The sequence below is a fragment of the Rhodopseudomonas infernalis genome, assembly GCF_022271405.1.
Classification (GTDB): Bacteria; Pseudomonadota; Alphaproteobacteria; order Rhizobiales; family Xanthobacteraceae; genus Rhodopseudomonas; species Rhodopseudomonas infernalis.
In genome coordinates this window covers 26170-42195 of record NZ_JAJNAL010000025.1, presented here as the reverse complement: position 1 = coordinate 42195, position 16026 = coordinate 26170, and the positions used below count along the sequence as shown (strand labels likewise).

Annotated in this window: 14 protein-coding genes; 7 read left to right on the top strand and 7 right to left on the bottom strand. The window is 63.2% G+C overall.

The window, feature by feature from the left end:
- The first annotated feature begins 70 nt into the window (after window positions 1–70).
- Together LPW26_RS16825 and LPW26_RS16820 are read left to right on the top strand one after the other, a co-directional pair.
- Window positions 71–619, top strand: a complete 549-nt coding sequence (locus LPW26_RS16825) for a sigma-70 family RNA polymerase sigma factor (RefSeq protein WP_238736632.1) — start codon at window positions 71–73, stop codon at window positions 617–619.
- Entirely contained in the window at window positions 619–1554 is a 936-nt protein-coding gene (locus tag LPW26_RS16820) for an anti-sigma factor (RefSeq protein WP_238736631.1), read from the top strand. Before LPW26_RS16825 ends, LPW26_RS16820 begins: the two co-directional genes overlap by 1 nt.
- Window positions 1555–1874: 320 nt before the next feature.
- Here LPW26_RS16820 and LPW26_RS16815 read toward each other — a convergent pair whose 3' ends face one another.
- From LPW26_RS16815 to LPW26_RS16805, 3 genes are all read right to left on the bottom strand, one after another.
- Window positions 1875–2075: a hypothetical protein gene (locus LPW26_RS16815; protein ID WP_238736630.1), complete on the bottom strand. Its 201-nt coding sequence runs from the start codon at window positions 2073–2075 to the stop codon at window positions 1875–1877.
- 320 nt (window positions 2076–2395) lie between these two features.
- The gene (gene flhA / locus LPW26_RS16810) at window positions 2396–4522 is read right to left on the bottom strand and encodes a flagellar biosynthesis protein FlhA (RefSeq protein WP_238736629.1); all 2127 of its coding nucleotides are present in this window, start codon (window positions 4520–4522) and stop codon (window positions 2396–2398) included.
- Between the two features lie 304 nt (window positions 4523–4826).
- The gene (locus LPW26_RS16805; RefSeq protein WP_238736628.1) at window positions 4827–5534 is read right to left on the bottom strand and encodes a methyltransferase domain-containing protein; all 708 of its coding nucleotides are present in this window, start codon (window positions 5532–5534) and stop codon (window positions 4827–4829) included.
- 237 nt (window positions 5535–5771) lie between these two features.
- Here LPW26_RS16805 and LPW26_RS16800 point away from each other — a divergent pair, with 237 nt between their 5' ends.
- The 4 genes from LPW26_RS16800 (at window position 5772) to LPW26_RS16785 (ending at window position 12385) form a co-directional block, all read left to right on the top strand.
- A complete protein-coding gene (locus tag LPW26_RS16800; RefSeq protein WP_238736627.1) occupies window positions 5772–7016 on the top strand; it encodes an MFS transporter in 1245 nt (414 codons plus the stop codon).
- Window positions 7017–7622: 606 nt separating this feature from the next.
- Window positions 7623–8072 carry a hypothetical protein gene (locus LPW26_RS16795; RefSeq protein ID WP_238736626.1) on the top strand — a complete coding sequence of 150 codons (450 nt, stop codon included), beginning with the start codon at window positions 7623–7625 and terminating at the stop codon, window positions 8070–8072.
- 87 nt (window positions 8073–8159) lie between these two features.
- Window positions 8160–9761, top strand: a complete 1602-nt coding sequence (locus LPW26_RS16790; RefSeq protein ID WP_238736625.1) for a hypothetical protein — start codon at window positions 8160–8162, stop codon at window positions 9759–9761.
- Complete coding sequence (locus LPW26_RS16785) at window positions 9758–12385, top strand: phospholipase D-like domain-containing protein (RefSeq protein ID WP_238736624.1); 2628 nt, start codon at window positions 9758–9760, stop codon at window positions 12383–12385. The genes LPW26_RS16790 and LPW26_RS16785 overlap by 4 nt, the downstream gene beginning before the upstream one ends.
- Before the next feature lie 28 nt (window positions 12386–12413).
- On the opposite strand, the gene LPW26_RS16780 is transcribed toward LPW26_RS16785, so the two are convergent.
- Window positions 12414–12578, bottom strand: a complete 165-nt coding sequence (locus LPW26_RS16780) for a hypothetical protein (protein ID WP_238736623.1) — start codon at window positions 12576–12578, stop codon at window positions 12414–12416.
- Between the two features lie 191 nt (window positions 12579–12769).
- Between LPW26_RS16780 and LPW26_RS16775 the strand changes: the two genes are divergently transcribed.
- Window positions 12770–13537 carry a GntR family transcriptional regulator gene (locus tag LPW26_RS16775; protein ID WP_238736622.1) on the top strand — a complete coding sequence of 256 codons (768 nt, stop codon included), beginning with the start codon at window positions 12770–12772 and terminating at the stop codon, window positions 13535–13537.
- Between the two features lie 37 nt (window positions 13538–13574).
- Here LPW26_RS16775 and LPW26_RS16770 read toward each other — a convergent pair whose 3' ends face one another.
- The 3 genes from LPW26_RS16770 to LPW26_RS16760 all read right to left on the bottom strand — a co-directional run bounded on the left by LPW26_RS16770 (window position 13575) and on the right by LPW26_RS16760 (window position 15791).
- Window positions 13575–13772 (bottom strand): hypothetical protein, encoded by a 198-nt coding sequence (locus tag LPW26_RS16770; RefSeq protein ID WP_238736621.1) that lies wholly within the window; start codon window positions 13770–13772, stop codon window positions 13575–13577.
- 134 nt (window positions 13773–13906) lie between these two features.
- Window positions 13907–14998 carry an aromatic ring-hydroxylating dioxygenase subunit alpha gene (locus tag LPW26_RS16765; protein WP_238736620.1) on the bottom strand — a complete coding sequence of 364 codons (1092 nt, stop codon included), beginning with the start codon at window positions 14996–14998 and terminating at the stop codon, window positions 13907–13909.
- Window positions 14999–15035: 37 nt separating this feature from the next.
- Entirely contained in the window at window positions 15036–15791 is a 756-nt protein-coding gene (locus LPW26_RS16760; RefSeq protein WP_238736619.1) for an SDR family NAD(P)-dependent oxidoreductase, read from the bottom strand.
- Window positions 15792–16026 lie beyond the last annotated feature (235 nt).

Here is a 16026-nt window from a genome sequence, read left to right as displayed (position 1 = left end):
ATGCTGGCAACGGCCGAGCCGATCGGTCGGAACGACCGGGACGGCGCGGGGCGGCCGGGGTGGGGACTGAATGCTGACGTCGGCTGAGTTGGTCTGGCTGATCGCCGCTGTGGCCAAGGGTGACCAGGCGGCCTTCGAGCGGCTCTACAATGCGACGCGCGCGAAACTCTACGGCGTGGTGCTCCGTATATTGAGACGTCAGGATCTCGCGGAAGAAGTCGTCCAGGAAGCTTACGTCAAGATCTGGAACAGCGCAGGAACGTTCAATCCTGGCGTTGCTTCGCCGATTACCTGGATGGCGTCGATCGCGCGTAACCGGGCGATCGACGTGGCGCGCAAGCGCAGTGAGGTTTCGATCGAGGACGAGCCGTCCGCACAGGAGGCCGCTGCAGATTCGCCGGACCCGCTGGCGCGCCGCGAGATGACGGAAGAATTGAAGCAACTGCTCGAATGCGTCGGCCGGCTGGAGCCGGACCGTCAGAAACTCGTGCTGCTTGCTTACTACAACGGTTGGAGCCGCGAACAACTCGCGGCGAAGTTCGATGCTCCGGTGAACACGGTCAAGACCTGGCTTCGCCGCAGCCTGCTCGATGTTCGGGAGTGTCTGGGACTCGTCTGATGGCCATGAGCGAAGACCATATCGCGCTCGCCGCGGAGTACGCGCTCGGCACTCTCGATGCCGACGAGCGGGCGCAAGTCGAGGCCATGATGGCCGCCGACAAGGACTACGCGGCCGTCGTGGAGTCGTGGGAAATCAGGCTGAGTGCGCTCAACCAGATGGTCGGCGGCGTCGAGCCGTCGCCACAGGTGTGGGAGCGGATCAAGTCGGCGATCGGGGGCTCCGGTGAGCAGCAGGCATTCGCACTGCCGGCCGCCGCTGCCGTTGCTCCGTCGGTAGCCACTGTGGCTGCTGAAGCCTCGCCGCAAGCCGAGACGCCGATCGTTGTGCCGACGCCGGCCAATGACACCGGCTCCGGCCTCAGCCCGGAATCGATGCGGGTCGTGCGCTTCGCCAAGCAGACCTACGTGTGGAAGCGCGTCGCTGGCGCCGCCGGCGCATTGGCGGCGTCGCTGGCGCTGGTGCTTGGCGCGCAACTGTATCAGCCGGATCTGTTGCCGAACGGACTGCGGCCCCCGATCCGCACCCAGATCGTCAAGGTCGAAACACCGCCTCAGGCGATGCCGGCGCAATACGTCGCGGTGCTGCAGCAGGACGGCAACTCGCCGGCCTTCATCCTCACCGTCGATCCCTCCAACAAGATGTTCATGGTGCGCCGGGTCGCGGCCACGCCGGAGCCCGGCAAGAGCTACGAGTTGTGGCTGGTGTCGGACAAGCTGCAGAAGCCGCGCTCACTCGGCGTGATCGGCAGCCACGACTTCACCATGAACCCGTCGATGGCCTCCTACGACCCCGACATGGTCAGCAAGGCGACCTACGCGGTGACGATCGAGCCCGAAGGCGGCTCGCCCACCGGCGTTGCGACAGGGCCGATCGTGTACTCCGGCAAGCTGGTCGAGAGCATGCCGCCGATGCCCATGCCCCCGAAGCCCTGACGACGTCGAAGCCACTCAGCCAGCGTCATTGCGAGGCGCGAAGCGACGAAACAATCCAGCGCAGTCCACCGCGCTGGCTTGCTTCGCTTCGCTCGCAATGATGGTACTAACTAACGGTTTGGTGGAAGGGCAGGGGCGCGGAATTGCGGCGTCGCAAGTGCAGCCTGGTGATGCGCTGACGAGAGCGCAAAAAGAAAGCGCCCGTGGGGAGCGGGCGCTTTCTGGGCGATCCACTTGGGGCGAGTGGATCGCTGCATCACACGCGATGAACCTGGGGGCTTAACAGGCAACGCGTGAATGCAATTCCTCTTGGAGCGGACTTAGCGAATGGCGGTATTCGTCGTGGTCGTCACCATCATCGGCTTGTCGGCCTTGATGACGCGTGCCGTCTGCGTGTAGCCATCGCCTGCGCCCATGCGCGCCGTAATTCCCAGGCCGGCCACTGCAATACCAGCGACCAGCGCAACAACCACCACCTTGAGGTGGGTCGAACGATCGGCGCTATAGATCGAATGGTTCATGATGAGCCTCCTGGTGTCTTTCTCCACCTTCGAGAATTGGTAGTCGCAAACTCGAAGCAGGTTCAAACAACTCGCCGAACAAACGTAGTCCATCGGTTTCTCGTTCCCAAGATGCGATCACAAGGCGGTGATAAGACGTGAACGGCCGCGAGTGTGCGTTTGCGAGCCGTCCATTTATTCTATTAAATTCAGTCGCTTAAGTTATTTTGCGAGTGCGAAGGTAGATTTGCACCATTCACCTTTGCTCAATCGTTTTGCGCTTGTTCCGCTTGAATGTGACCGAAATGTCGCGCCGGCGAGCCACCCTCTCGAACCGCGAATCAGACGCTGCCGACCGTCTTCAGCCGCGCGCGCGGATGAATTTCGGCCTGTGACAGCACCGTGGTCTGGGCGCGGAAGCGCTCGACCAGCGAGCGCACGAACGGGCGGATCGTCGCCGAGGTCACCAGCACCGGGGCCTCGCCTTCGCGGGCGGCCTGCTCGAACTTGTCACGCACGGCGATCATGAACTCCGACAGCTTCGACGGCGCCATCGCCAGGCTGCGCTCGTCGCCCTGGCCGATGATCGATTCGGCGAACGCCTGCTCCCACTTCGCCGACAATGCGATCAGCGGCAGGTAGCCGTTGTAGGACGTGTTCTGCGCACAGATCTGCCGCGCCAGCCGGGCGCGAACGTGTTCGACGATCGACGTCGGATTGCGCGAGAAGGCGAGCGCGTCGGCGATGCCTTCGAGGATCGTCGACAGGTCGCGGATCGAGATCCGCTCGGCGAGCAGCAGTTGCAGCACCCGTTGGATGCCCGACACGGTGATCTGGCCGGGCACGATATCCTTGATCAGTTCGGCCTGATCCGCCGGCAGATCCTTCAGCAGCTTCTGCGTCTCGCCGTAGGACAGCAGGTCCGACATGTTGCCCTTGAGCAGCTCGGTCAGATGCGTCGACAGCACGGTGGCGGCATCGACCACGGTGTAGCCCTTCAGCGAGGCCTCTTCCTTGAACGCGGCGTCGACCCAGGTCGCAGGCAGACCGAACGTCGGCTCGGTGGTGTGGATCCCCGGCACCGTCACTTGCTCGCCGCCCGGGTCCATCACCATGAACTGGTTCGGCCAGATCCGGCCGGTGCCGGCGTCGACCTCCTTGATCTTGATGACGTAGGTGTTGGCCTCGAGCTGGACATTGTCGAGGATGCGCACCGCCGGCATCACGAAGCCCATCTCGATCGCCAGCGAGCGGCGCAGCGCCTTGATCTGCTCGGTGAGGCGATCGGTGCCGTCCGGGCCGTTGACCAGCGGCAGCAGCGCGTAGCCGAGCTCGATCTTGAGGTCGTCGATCTTCAGCGCCGCGCTGATCGGCTCCTCGGCGGCGGCCGCCGCCGCCGCGACAGCCTCGGGGGCGAGCGCGGCTGCGGAAGCCGCCGCTCCCTTCGCCGCAGTCTTGCGCTTGCTCGCCGTGACGGCAAGGTAGGCGGCGCCTCCGCCGAGCGCCAGGAACGGCAGCGTCGGGATGCCGGGCAGCACGGCCAGCACGAGCATTACGCCCGCCGCCATGCCGAGCGCCTGCGGGTAGCCGGAGAGCTGGCTCATCAGCGCCTTGTCGGCGGAGCCGGAGATGCCCGCCTTCGACACCAGAAGGCCTGCCGCGGTGGAGACGATCAGCGCCGGCACCTGCGTGACCAGGCCGTCGCCGACCGTCAGCAGCGTGTAGGTGTGGCCGGCCTCGGCGAAGCTGAGCCCCTGCTGGGCGACGCCGATGATGATGCCGCCGATGACGTTGATGAAAACCACCAGCAGGCCGGCGATGGCGTCGCCGCGGACGAACTTCGAGGCACCGTCCATGGCGCCGAAGAAGCCGCTTTCGTCCTCGAGCTCCTTGCGCCGCGTCTTGGCGGTTGCCTCGTCGATCAGGCCGGCCGACAGGTCGGCGTCGATCGCCATCTGCTTGCCGGGCATCGAGTCGAGCTGGAAGCGCGCCGCGACTTCGGCGATGCGGCCGGAGCCCTTGGTGATGACCACGAAATTGACGATGATCAGGATCGCGAACACGATGATCCCGATCACGAAATTGCCGCCCATCACGAAGTTGCCGAACGCCTCGATGACGTGACCGGCCGCCGCGGTGCCCTCGTGGCCGTGCGACAGGATCAGCCGGGTCGAGGCCATGTTCAGCGACAGCCGCAGCATGGTCGAGATCAGCAGCACGGTCGGGAACGACGAGAACTCGAGCGGCGCCTGGATGAACAGCGCCGTCATCAGGATCAGGATCGACAGCGTGATCGAGATTGCCAGAAACAGGTCGAGGACGATCGCCGGCAGCGGCAGGATCAGCACGACCAGGATGGTGAGCACGCCGAACGCCAGCGCGAGATCGCCGCGCTTCAGCATCTCGACGATGTCTTTGAAGCTGGGAAGACCGCCGCCGGTGCCCTGGCCGACCGTGGTATCCGTCATGTCCGCCTCTTCCCGCCGTGTCGGCCCCTGATCGCCCGCGCGTCCGCCCACAAAGGCGGCACGCCGGCCGGTGAAGCACCGCACTGACGCCCGCGGCCCTGATCCGGACCGCGGCCGACGACACCATCACTCGGCAAATTTTGCCGGGTTTATGGTTAGGAAAGAGTTAACGCGGGTTAAGACCGTACGGCGGCAGGCGTCGCGGGGCGGATTTCGGGCGCTTCGGGATGGGCGCCGGGCTTTTCCGCTCGCCCATCGCCCCTGTGGTCGTGGCGACGCTCGCGCGGGACGGAGGTTCAGCCGATCACGCGCCGAGGCTCTTCAGCCTTGCCTGAAACTCGATCGAGTTGGGCTCAGGCTCAAAGGCGGCGACGATGCTGAACGGCTGCAGACCGAGATTACGACTGCCGTCGATCAGGTCCGTGAACGTCTGCAACGTGCAGATCGTGCAATGGACGTCGATGTAGCGCTCCAGGCTTTCGGCCGCGTGGTCGTACGGCCACCTGGATGGCGGCAATCCCGCCTCGATCAGGGCGCTTCGGGCGGCTTCGAACACCGAAGCGGGGCTCGGCCGATCGCGCTTGTCGAGCAGCGCTCCGATCCATTCCGACAGCTGGGTGATCTGCCGGGGCCGATCGAACGTCAGATGCTTGTCGGGAAGCGCCAGACACAAAGTGCCGCCCGGGTTCAGCACCGAGGCACATTCATTGAGCCATTTGATCGGATTGGGAATGTGCTCGAACACATGCGAGGCGACAATGTAGTCGAACTTGCGGCCTTCGACGCTTTGCGACAGGTCGTTGCGATAGACGAAGTCGATCGGGACGATCGCGTCGCAATCGACATTGGCATCGTCCTTGTACTTGAGCTTGATCCCTTCGGTCGTATCGTGATCGATGTAGAAGACGTTGCTCTGGCCCTTCCTCACCATCGGCGAGGTCAGCGGGCCGAACTCGAGTCCGGTGGAGGCGCTCAGGTCGATTCCGCCCAGCATATTCTCGAACTTGCTCACCACACCCTCCACAACATCATGATGCCAGCCGTGCCCATGCCGCGCTGCGACGGCCGGACAGGCTCTGCGCGCCGGCACGGTTGCTGCTGCAGCCCAGTCGCTGCATCGCGATCCTTGCGGTTATCCGTCTGGACGACGCCGAACAAGAGCATTTTACCGCAAGATGGCCGGCGCCCTGCATAGCGGGGCACCACCGGCGTCTCTTGACCGCGCGGCGTCTCACGGCAAAGTTGCAGTGTGGAAACGCCTTATTCAACGACCGGCACAAGGCCGGCATTCGTGCTCGACTCGCGCCAGGCCTGGATCAGGCTGGCGCTGGCGCTCGCCATTGGCTCGATCGGCAGCGTCGGGATGTGGTCGGTGGTGGTGGTGTTGCCGGTGGTGCAGGCCGAGTTCGGCGCCAGCCGCGGCGCGGCCTCGCTGGCCTTCACCATGGCGATGCTCGGCTTCGGGCTCGGCGGCGTCGTCACCGGCAAGCTCACCGACCGGTTCGGCATCGTCGCGGCGATCGGCAGCGGCGTGCTGCTGATCGGGCTCGGCTATGCGGCCGCCGGGCTTTCGACCGCGCAATGGCAGTTCAACCTGATGCACCTCGTGATCGGCGCCGGCGCCTCGGCGACGTTCGGCCCGCTGATGGCCGAGGCCTCGCACTGGTTCGAGCGCTACCGCGGCCTCGCGGTGACGATCTCGGCGTCGGGCAATTATCTCGGCGGCGCGCTGTGGCCGCCGCTGGTAAACTGGGGCACGCAGACCTATGGCTGGCGCGCCACGCATCTGGCGATCGGTGCGTTCTGCGTCGTCGCCATGACGCTGACGTTGCTGCTGCTGCGCGCCCGGATGCGCGCCGCCGCGCCGCACAGCCACGCCGCCGCGCCGGCGCCGCGGATCGACCTGCAACTGCCCACCAACACCCTGACGGTGATCCTGTGCGTCGCCTCGATCGCCTGCTGCGTCGCGATGGCGATGCCGCAGGTCCACATCGTCGCCTATTGCGGCGACCTCGGCTACGGCGTCGCGCGCGGCGCCGAGATGCTGTCGCTGATGTTGGCGTTCGGCATCCTCAGCCGGATCGGCTCCGGCTATCTGGCCGATCGCATCGGCGGCATCCCGACGCTGCTGATCGGCGCGGTGGCGCAGGGCACGGCGCTGCTGTTCTATCTGTTCTTCGACAGCCTGCCGTCGCTGTATCTGATCTCGGCGATGTTCGGCCTGTTCCAGGGCGGCATCGTGCCGGCCTACGCGATCATCGTGCGCGAAGCGATGCCGGCGAGCGAAGCCGCGACCCGCGTCGGCCTGGTGATCCTGGCGTCGGTGATCGGCATGTCGCTCGGCGGCTGGATCTCCGGCGTCATCTTCGACGCCACCGGCTCCTACGCCGCCGCCTTCCTCAACGGCCTCGCCTGGAACGCCGTCAACATCACCATCGTCACCGCGCTATGGCTAAGGTCACGGCGGGGTGGGGCGCGGGTGGCGGTGGCGTGAGGGCGGCGCAGCCGATCCGCCTAACTACGGCGCCGAGCTTGCTGCCTGGATACGGACTGACAAAACGACGGCGCACCGGCACGAGTTTCATCACCGGATTCGTGTTGAGGGGCGCGTGTGGTACGACGTGTTGGGACATCTAACCGCGGTCCGCGACGACTTTGCCCTGCAAGTGTTCTTCATGACGCTTTCCGAAGAAGACTGGCCACTCCTTGCAGCCGCAGTCCGCAAGCATCCCGGACGCTGCCTGAAAGAGTGGCCGCTTCCGGATCGAAGACTATCGCCGCCGTAAGTTTATTTAAGGTGGCATCCCATGTCGCCACGTCAGATTTCCCTGGTGCCCTCGGCGGGGGGCCTGATAAGCGCGGAATAGGCCAACGCTCCATCCTGCCGCGTTAGCCCTGGTCTGCCGGTAGGGTCCGTGCTGAGACCCGGGGCAGTCCTCAACGTTCGGCTTTGCCGACAAAATTTGCTGTCGGGCCCCGATCCCGGGGGCCGTCGAGACTGCCAATGCTTTGTTACTATAGTCGAGATTGTAGCTAGCTCCAACTGCCATATAAGCGTGCTTTTATCCCTTGCACCTCCCGAAGGATGCCATCTGCCTGCATGGACAATAACAATTTCCAGAGACTGGGCGCGACCAGCAACACGCAAGCCGGCAACGACTTCGAGGCCGCGGCGAAGGTGTTTTTCGGAGCGCAGGGAATCGTCCTGACGAAGAATTTTGCGGTGCCGGTTGGTGTCGGCTCGGCGAAAAAATCTCACCGTTTCGATCTCGGCAGCGAAACTCCGCCGATGCTTGTCGAATGCAAATCCCACACATGGACGCATGGCGGCAACATGCCGAGTGCGAAGATGACCGTGTGGAACGAGGCTATGTACTATTTTCACGTTGCACCGGCCTCATACCGGAAAGTCTTTTTTGTGTTGAAGCATTACCGCAAAGACTTGAGCCTTGCGGCCTATTACTTGAAAACTCACGGCCATCTTGTGCCGGAGGGAGTCGAGCTTTGGGAATATGACCTCGAATTCTCTACCGCAGAACGTTTGCGCTAGCCACGCGGCCGTCGCCTTCGGCTTCGTAACGGGGGATCGAGGGCGTCTCTTCGCTTGGTGTCCGGCCGCTGAGTGGGCTGATTGTTCATGAGCATACCCGTACCGGAATGGGTTTCTTACAACGCCGACGAGACGGCTGGCCTCGATTTACTCGGGCTTCGCGCACCAGTTCAGTCTATTGGAAATAGCCTTTTCGATGGGGTGACCACTATCACGCCGAAGCTGCGCTACATGTCCGTAATCGCCTGGATCATTTGGCGTTATGCCAAGGCAAGATTGCCCGAGAAACGCTCGTCCTTCTTCGAGTTCGCAGCCGCGCAAGAGTGCGCTTTCGTTATGGCGAACCGGATATTGGATCGCACCGTAAACAATCTCGTCGGCGTTGGCGGTGCAGATGAAGAGATCGATCGAGAAGAGGCAACGCTGCCCTTGAGACGGCTTACGCAAAACATCGCATTAAACGCCTACATCGCGTCGAGTCGTCAATTGAATTTCACGCGCCCGGCGAAGCACGGGCTCAACGAGCTCAGTGAAGAACGAGGAATCGCGCTTGCCGAAGAGTTCGACAAAGTGTTGGAAGGGACCGCTTATGGCGCGCGCCTCACGAAACAGCCGACTACCGACGAAATTAACCGCGACGAACTTGAAGAGCTTGCTGAGGCAATGTCGATCATCGCGATACCGCGCGGCGAGCGCAACATTCTGATCGATGCTCTCGTTCCAAAAAGACCTGCGGATGCAGCAGAGCGTCGGCGCTTGCGCCACTATGCGCTGCTCCTATGGTTGACCCAAAAGAACGAACGGCCCATCGAGGAGGCCGATATCTTCGAAGCGTCACAACGCCCGCCTGAAGGTCTTCCGACCTGCCTGTCTCAGAGTTTGGACGGTTTCCTCGCCTTTGTCGTGCGAGATTGCCTCGCGGTTTGTCACGAACACGTATTCGCGGCCGTGATGCGCGAGGTAGACAGCGTTTTCCAAATACAGTGCTCGCCTGCGCTCTCTAGCGAAGTCGTTGCATCCCTCGTCGCCGGCTCCACGGAAAAGGACGAGGCGCTGCGTACGTTCCGCCTCTTGTTGGATGGCGAAGCGGCCCATGAGTTGTCCTTTCGGACAGTCTATGAGCGCGTACAAAGAAGATCTCGCAGGGACCGCGTGGAAACGAGCGGCATAGCCCGTTGGCGAGGTGGCTTGTCCGAAACCGAGCTTTATGAATATGCCGGAACGTCGGGCGATGCGGCAGTCGCCCTGCTACCCGTTGTGTGGTGTCTTTCCTGCCAGCGCGCCTTGAAGGACAGCGATGCCGGCGCGCAGCAATCTGTAAATCTCGGCAGCATTTTCCCGTTTCAAATCGGCATCGATGCCGTGATACGTCCGAAGATCGCGGGGTTTCTTGCCGACGACCGTAGCTATCGCGATGTCATGGCCGAACTCGTCCTGCGAACGGTGCAGCAGCATCTTCGCGTTGCATGGAGCCGCTTCTCAGCGCTGCGCGGCAAAGATGTGTCTGTTCTGATCGCCGACACGGAGGCCTGGTCTCGTAACAACGCCTTCAGGCCGGGTCGCACGGGCTCACGCCTTCCGATGTCGATTGACTGGCTGGAACAGCTCAAACTCACTTCGGAAGATGGCTTGACGAAATCCGGCAAACGCGTTCTCGACCGGTCCCTCGCAACGCTGGAAAAGTCATGATCAGTGCACGCGACTTTTGCAAGGAGCCCGGTTATTCCGTCGCGATATTTTTGACCTATGCCTTCGATCCCTTGTTCTTCGAGCGCATCCCGTATGAAGATCTGGGCGTAGGCGGAACGCGCCGCATTTTGGTCTTGGGTGACGCCTCCGAGATCGGGGGAGCCATCCAGCGATGCGCGGGACAGATCTTCCATCTTGGGCGGAAGTACACGCTGGCGGAGGCGAATCCTTCGAACCTTTTCCATCCGAAGTTGATGGTCCGCCTCTCGCCCGAGGGTGGCAAAGTCTGGATCGGCTCCGGCAATCTCACCTATACCGGTTGGGGCGGCAACCACGAGCTTGCCGTCGCTTGGCCGATCGGCCCTGGCTCGACCGATAGCGGTGCGTGGCTATTCGATATATTGCGTTCGGTTGCAAGCTTGACCGGCGCGGAATCCTTCCGATCGCAGATCGAGGAAGTCGGCGCATCGCTTCCATGGTTACGCCGAGCGGCGTCGGAAGCCGCTGCAACTCCTGTTCTTCTCGGCATGCCGGGCCGCCCGCTTGCCCCGCAATTGGCGCGCCGATGGTCAGGACGTCGCTTTGCAACGCTCAAAATGTACACCGGATCGACCGACGTCGACGGCGCGTTCCTTCGCTGGGCACATGACACCTTCGGGGTGAAGAAAGCTACCATTTGCGTTACGCCGTCTTTCGCTTCGTTCGATGCGAAGCAATTAGCCAAGCTACCGCTCGACGTGCGCTTCGTGCAGCGTGATCCCAAGCGCCGCATGCACGCAAAACTTTGCTGGTTCTCGGGATCTGACGGCGATGCGGCTGTGATGGGTTCCGCGAACTGCTCGGCAGCGGCTTGGCTCGCAAATCACGCCAACGGGAATATCGAACTGATCACCGTGTACGACACGCCGGATCGCGCCGCCTTCGTACCGCTCCTCACCGACTTCGATGGCGAAGAACACTTGCCCGAGGATGTTCTTACTGCCCCGGTGAAGCTGGAGGAACTGCCCGGCAATGCCGCCGATGGTGAGATCTACCGCCTCACAAGCCTCCGTTTAAGGGAATCAGGACGCACGATCGAGGCCGTCGTCGAACCCACTCCGGATCAGGATAGCGCCACACTCGTCTTCGAGATCGACCGAAAGAAGTATCGGGTTCCCATGAAGCGATCCAACAATCGCTTCACCGGGAGACTTTCCGAAGAGATATCGCTGGGGGCCGAGACCGTCTTCGGGACGATGGAAATTCCGTCGAACGCAGATGTCATCGTGACGCAATCACGCTGGCTCGACAACGACCGTGCGATCGAAAACGGTGCTCGCGGCCGGGAGACCGATCCCAACCACAGCGTATTTTCGGGCCGCGGCTTCGCAGGGGCGAGCGAGCAGCGGATCATGGAGGCGATCTACTCGATTTCTACGAGCCTCTTCAATTGCGAAACGCCAGACTTGTCCGACTTGGGTCCGGAACGCCGGGAACCAAATGAAAAGGAAACCGGCGCGGATGAAGACGAGGAGGCGGCAGGTCCTGTCGATCCTTCGAAGCTGACTTACCGCATCAGCGATCAGGCTGGGAAGCACGTAACCAACGCGCCTGGCCAACACAAGATGCACGGCGTATCGCTGAGCGGGATAATAGCGCTTCTCTTTTCTTCAGAGGACGATCCGGAAGTCGACCTTTCTCAGGAAAGATGGGGCGCCGACGAGCCGGAGCAATACGAAGATGGCGCCACATCGGGGATGAAACCGACTGGAACTCCACCGCCGCCGGAGCAGACGCCAGTCCCGAGAAGCGATGCCGAGGCGATGGCAACTTTGCGCAGGGAGATCGAGGCATTCCTGTTTGGCTTGGCGAAGCCGAGCTTTGCAGAAAGATGCCCGCCCGCCACGTTGGCGCAGGCGCTCGTCTTTCCCATTCTGCTCGGCGCCAAGGGGAGCGAAGAGGGGTGGCTTCAGGACGATGCGCTCGCATCGATTGCGTGCCGCGTCGTTCAGATCATGTTCTCAAAGCCCTACGGTCCCGGCAAACCGAAGGGCCTCTTCCGGCAAGTGCAGACCCGGTACGCAACCGGTGAACCGCGTGAAGAATTTCTTAAATTTGTGGGCGACGGCGCACTTAACACGGTTCTCCTCGCCGCGCTGGCCAAGCCGGAGGCCCGATCGGTCGGAGCCCTCGTCCAACAAGCGGACGCGATCTCGCAAGTCGAACGCTGCACAGACCTCGTCGCAATGTCCCATCCCGACCAAAAAACCATGTTGTCCCAGAACGTCATTATTCGCGGTGCGACCTTTGCGATAAGCGAACGAGCTCCTGTATTGGCGCAGGCCATGGCGAAGTTGACGGCTTGCTTGCAGCAGTGGGACCGCGCCAATCCGGGGCGCGCCGGACGTAGTGCCTTGCACAAAGCCGGCTCGGTCTTGTGGATGTCCCATGGTTGGGAAGTCATGCCTCGTTCGCCGGCAGAGACCTATTGCAGCGGAATGGATCTCGGTACGATTGCGACCCACGACGCCGATATTCAGTCGGCCCTCGACGATCTTTGGCTGGCAATGCGGTTGGGCCGCAACGCACATTACGCCGTATCGACGGTCGAAGCGACCGCCTTACAGAAAATCGCAGTTGCATAGTATCCGAAGGCAACTAGCCTGGACCCCGTCACTCCCGCACAGACGTAACTCGCCCCTTCGCATCGCGCTTGCACTGGAAGATCGCGATGCCGGGATTGCTGGCGTTCGTCTTGGCGATGATCCCGTTCTTGTCCTCGTCTTTCATGGCCGCGCCAAGATAGCGCCCGGTGATTTTCTGCGGGTGATAACTCAAGAAGAGATGGTCCCCTCACCCTCGCCGGGCGGGATCGCCAAGAGCCCCCAGCCTAATTAAGTCTATTATAAAGACTTTGGGATGTTTCGGGTCGGCGAAACCGTTATAGTCGCACATCGGATCAGCCGAGCGGGGCCGCTGCCGGATACGTCGCCGCAATCGTTCCCGAAGACACACGAGAAGCTGCCTTCATGCGCAACCCAGACCGTGATCGTAACCGTGTGCCGCTGTATCTGCAGGTCGCATCGGTGATGCGGCAGCGGATCGAGAGTGGGCATTGGAGCGAGGGCGACAAGATCTCGACGATCGAGGAGCTGGAGGCGGAGTTCAAGGTGGCGCGGATCACGGTGCGGCAGGCGCTGGATCTGCTGCGCGATGATGGGCTGGTCGAGTCGATCCGCGGCAAGGGCACGTTCGTGTCCGGGCGTCCCAAGGAGAAGCACTGGTTCAATCTCGCCAACGATCTCGAATCCGTCATCGACTCGGTGCGCGACAACGTCATCAAGATCGTCAGCATCGACGAGCATGCCGCGGCGCCGCTGCTGCGGGACGGTGAGGGCGTGCGGGCGGCCGACTACGTGCAGCTGCGCAGCGTGCAGTTCAGCCGGGGCGAGCCGTTTGCGGTCGCCAATCTGCGGCTCGCGCGCGACATCTATCTGCGCGATCGCCGCACCTTCAATCGCAAGCCGGCGCTGCCGCGCATCATGGAGATGCCCGATATCGACGTCGCGCATGCGCTGCAGACGGTGACGATCGGGGTCGCCGATTGGGAAACGGCTGATCTGCTTCGCGTCGGGCTCGGCGAGCCGACGGCGGATTGCCGGTTGGTGCTGGTGGATAGCGCCAATGTGGCGATCTACGTCGCCGAGTTCCACTATCAGCGCAATTGCTTCGCGTTGCGCCGCGATCTCGTGCCGAAGCCGCGCAAGGTTGTGCGGAAGCTGGCCAAGGCCGTCTGATCAGCAGCCGCGCGACCAATGCGGGCGCGTGCGGTGGTCAGCGGCGCGCGCTGGTGAGCTGGGCCTGCAGCAGCGCCTGGCAGCGACCGAGCAGGCTGCGCCGCGGCTCCTGCGCGCCGGACGCTCGCCGGGGCGGCTCCTGCGCCACGTCGGGAGCCGGGTAGTAGACCGGCAGCCCGGAAGCGGCGGATGCGGCGATGTCGAGCACGACGGGCCGCGCGTCAGCGAAATTCATGTCGAGCTCCTGCGACCGTGGGGATCAGCCAAAGCGCGTTCCCGCTGCGTCGATCCTACGAGCACGCCCTGCTGCGGCAAGGCTGCTTTGCGGCAAGCGGCGCATAAATTGTTCGCAGCTTGCTTGTGTTTCGATCATCCGTGGATCTCGGCGGCCGCCGATACTCTCGCGGGCTTGCTGTTGGTGCTCATTGTCGATTGAGGGGCCGCGGCCTCGGCTTGGATCAGCTTGTCCACCATCCGCCGCATCTTCATCGGCGCGGCGTCGATGCCAAGGATGATGCGCTTGAAGCCCGGGGCGCGCTCTTCCTCGAGCTGGATCCGTTCGAGGATCACCTTGTCCTCGCGGAAGGCCATGTCGAGGCTGGCGCTGAGGTCGGCGTCCATCTCGAACTCGTTGGTGCGGAAGTTGCGGACGTGGAACCAGTGCTGCAGCACGGTGCGCTCATCGACCGGCGTCAGCACGTGGCAGGTGTACATCTGGGTGCCCTCGGCGCGGCGCTCCATGTCCGGAATGCTGCCGGTCGGGCACGAGCCCATGTCGATCTTGAAGTAGCTCGGCGTGCTGTAAGTGTAGTAGTGCCAGCGATCCACCATGCCGGTCAGCCCGCCGAATTTGGCGAACACGCCGATCGGCGGCGCGTTGCGGATCCAGCGCCAGACGCAGATCTCGTTGCCATGATACTCGTTGTTGACCGGCACGGTGGCGCCGGCCGGCGTGCCGAGCGTGGTGGCGTGGACGAACGTCACGTGCGCCGGATCGAGCAGATTGTCGCACAGGCTGAGATAGTTGCATTCGATCCGCAGCGTGTCGCCCTGCACCGCGTGCCAGGCCGGGTCGTTGTATTGCTCGATGTGGAAGATCTTGCCCGGATCGGCGTTGCGGGCATCGCCCATATACAGCCAGACCAGCCCGTATTTGACCTGCACCGGGAAGGCGCGCACCAAAGCGCGGCCCGGGATGATGTCCTGCCCCGGAATCAGCACGCATTTGCCGGCGCAGTCGAACGTCATGCCGTGATAGCCGCATTCGATGTCGTCGCCCTTCAGCCGGCCGAGCGACAGCGGGGCGAGGCGATGCGGGCAGGCGTCCTGCAGCGCGGCGATGCCGCCGTCCTGCAGCCGATAGATCACGATCGGCTCCTCCAGCACGGTGTGGCGAGTGAGTTCGCGGCCGACGCGATCGGCCCAGACCACCGGGTACCAGGCCTCTTTGATGTAGGTCATGACTGCCTCCTGCGTGGGGATGCCCGGATGTCGCCGGTCAGTGATAGTAAGCGCCGCCGTCGACCACCAGCGTCTGGCCGGTGATGAACGCGGCATGCGGGCCGGCGAAGAAACAGATCGCGCCGCCGAGATCGGTCGGCACCATGTCGCGCTTCAGCGCGCGACCCCGCACCGAGAACGTCGCGACCGCGCCCGCCAGCTCCGGATTTTTGTGCACGCCGTCGCTGAGCGTGAAGCCCGGCGCGACGCTGTTGACGGTGACGCCATGGTCGCCCAGCTCGGTGGCGAGCGTGCGGGTCATCGACACGATCGCGCCCTTGGTGGCGACGTAGTGCAACATTCCGGGATTGCCCTTGAAGGCGACGCCCGACGAGATATTGATGATGCGGCCGGACTGCTGCGCCTTGAAGTGCGGAACGACCGCCTTGCAGCACAGGAACTGTCCGATCACATTGACGTCCAGAATGGTGCGCCACTCGGCGATCGTCAGTTGCTCGAAAGGTTTCGACGTCAGCGTCGAGTAGATCGCCGCGTTGTTGAGAAGAATGTCGATGCGGCCGAAGGCGCGCAGCGCGGCCTCGGCCATCGCGGCCGTGTCGGTTTCGCTGGCCACGTCGGTGACCGCGTGGGCGGCGCGGTAGCCTTGGTTGCGGAGCCGTTCCGCCGCATCCGCGGCGCCGGCCTTGTCGGCCACCAGCACCGCGGCGCCTTGCGCCGCGAGCGCCTCGCAGGCTGCAAAGCCGATCCCCATCGCGCCGCCGGTGACGATCGCCACGCTGCCGTCGAGATCCATATTGCCGTCTCCTCCTTGTGTGCGCGCCATCCGACCGGCCGGCGTTGCCGCGCGGCTCTCGCCGCAGCTGAAGCCGGCCGGGCGATGCGCAGCACCGCGCGAGCGCGTATCTAATAAGTCCTATAAATAGCACATTAGGATTAGACACCGCAACGGCGTCGCTGCGCCTAAGTTGGGCAGCATCTGCCGGAATTATCGCCGTCCCGGCCCGTTGACCGGAAACATCCTAAAGTTA

What these genes read in the sequence shown, in the direction of transcription:
- LPW26_RS16825 (WP_238736632.1), top strand. Translation starts at nt 71, where the DNA reads ATGCTGACGTCGGCTGAGTTGGTCTGGCTGATCGCCGCTGTGGCCAAG.
- LPW26_RS16820 (WP_238736631.1), top strand. Translation starts at nt 619, where the DNA reads ATGGCCATGAGCGAAGACCATATCGCGCTCGCCGCGGAGTACGCGCTC.
- LPW26_RS16815 (WP_238736630.1), bottom strand. Translation starts at nt 2,075, where the DNA reads ATGAACCATTCGATCTATAGCGCCGATCGTTCGACCCACCTCAAGGTG.
- flhA (WP_238736629.1), bottom strand. Translation starts at nt 4,522, where the DNA reads ATGACGGATACCACGGTCGGCCAGGGCACCGGCGGCGGTCTTCCCAGC.
- LPW26_RS16795 (WP_238736626.1), top strand. Translation starts at nt 7,623, where the DNA reads ATGGACAATAACAATTTCCAGAGACTGGGCGCGACCAGCAACACGCAA.
- LPW26_RS16790 (WP_238736625.1), top strand. Translation starts at nt 8,160, where the DNA reads ATGAGCATACCCGTACCGGAATGGGTTTCTTACAACGCCGACGAGACG.
- LPW26_RS16785 (WP_238736624.1), top strand. Translation starts at nt 9,758, where the DNA reads ATGATCAGTGCACGCGACTTTTGCAAGGAGCCCGGTTATTCCGTCGCG.
- LPW26_RS16775 (WP_238736622.1), top strand. Translation starts at nt 12,770, where the DNA reads ATGCGCAACCCAGACCGTGATCGTAACCGTGTGCCGCTGTATCTGCAG.
- LPW26_RS16770 (WP_238736621.1), bottom strand. Translation starts at nt 13,772, where the DNA reads ATGAATTTCGCTGACGCGCGGCCCGTCGTGCTCGACATCGCCGCATCC.
- LPW26_RS16765 (WP_238736620.1), bottom strand. Translation starts at nt 14,998, where the DNA reads ATGACCTACATCAAAGAGGCCTGGTACCCGGTGGTCTGGGCCGATCGC.
- LPW26_RS16760 (WP_238736619.1), bottom strand. Translation starts at nt 15,791, where the DNA reads ATGGATCTCGACGGCAGCGTGGCGATCGTCACCGGCGGCGCGATGGGG.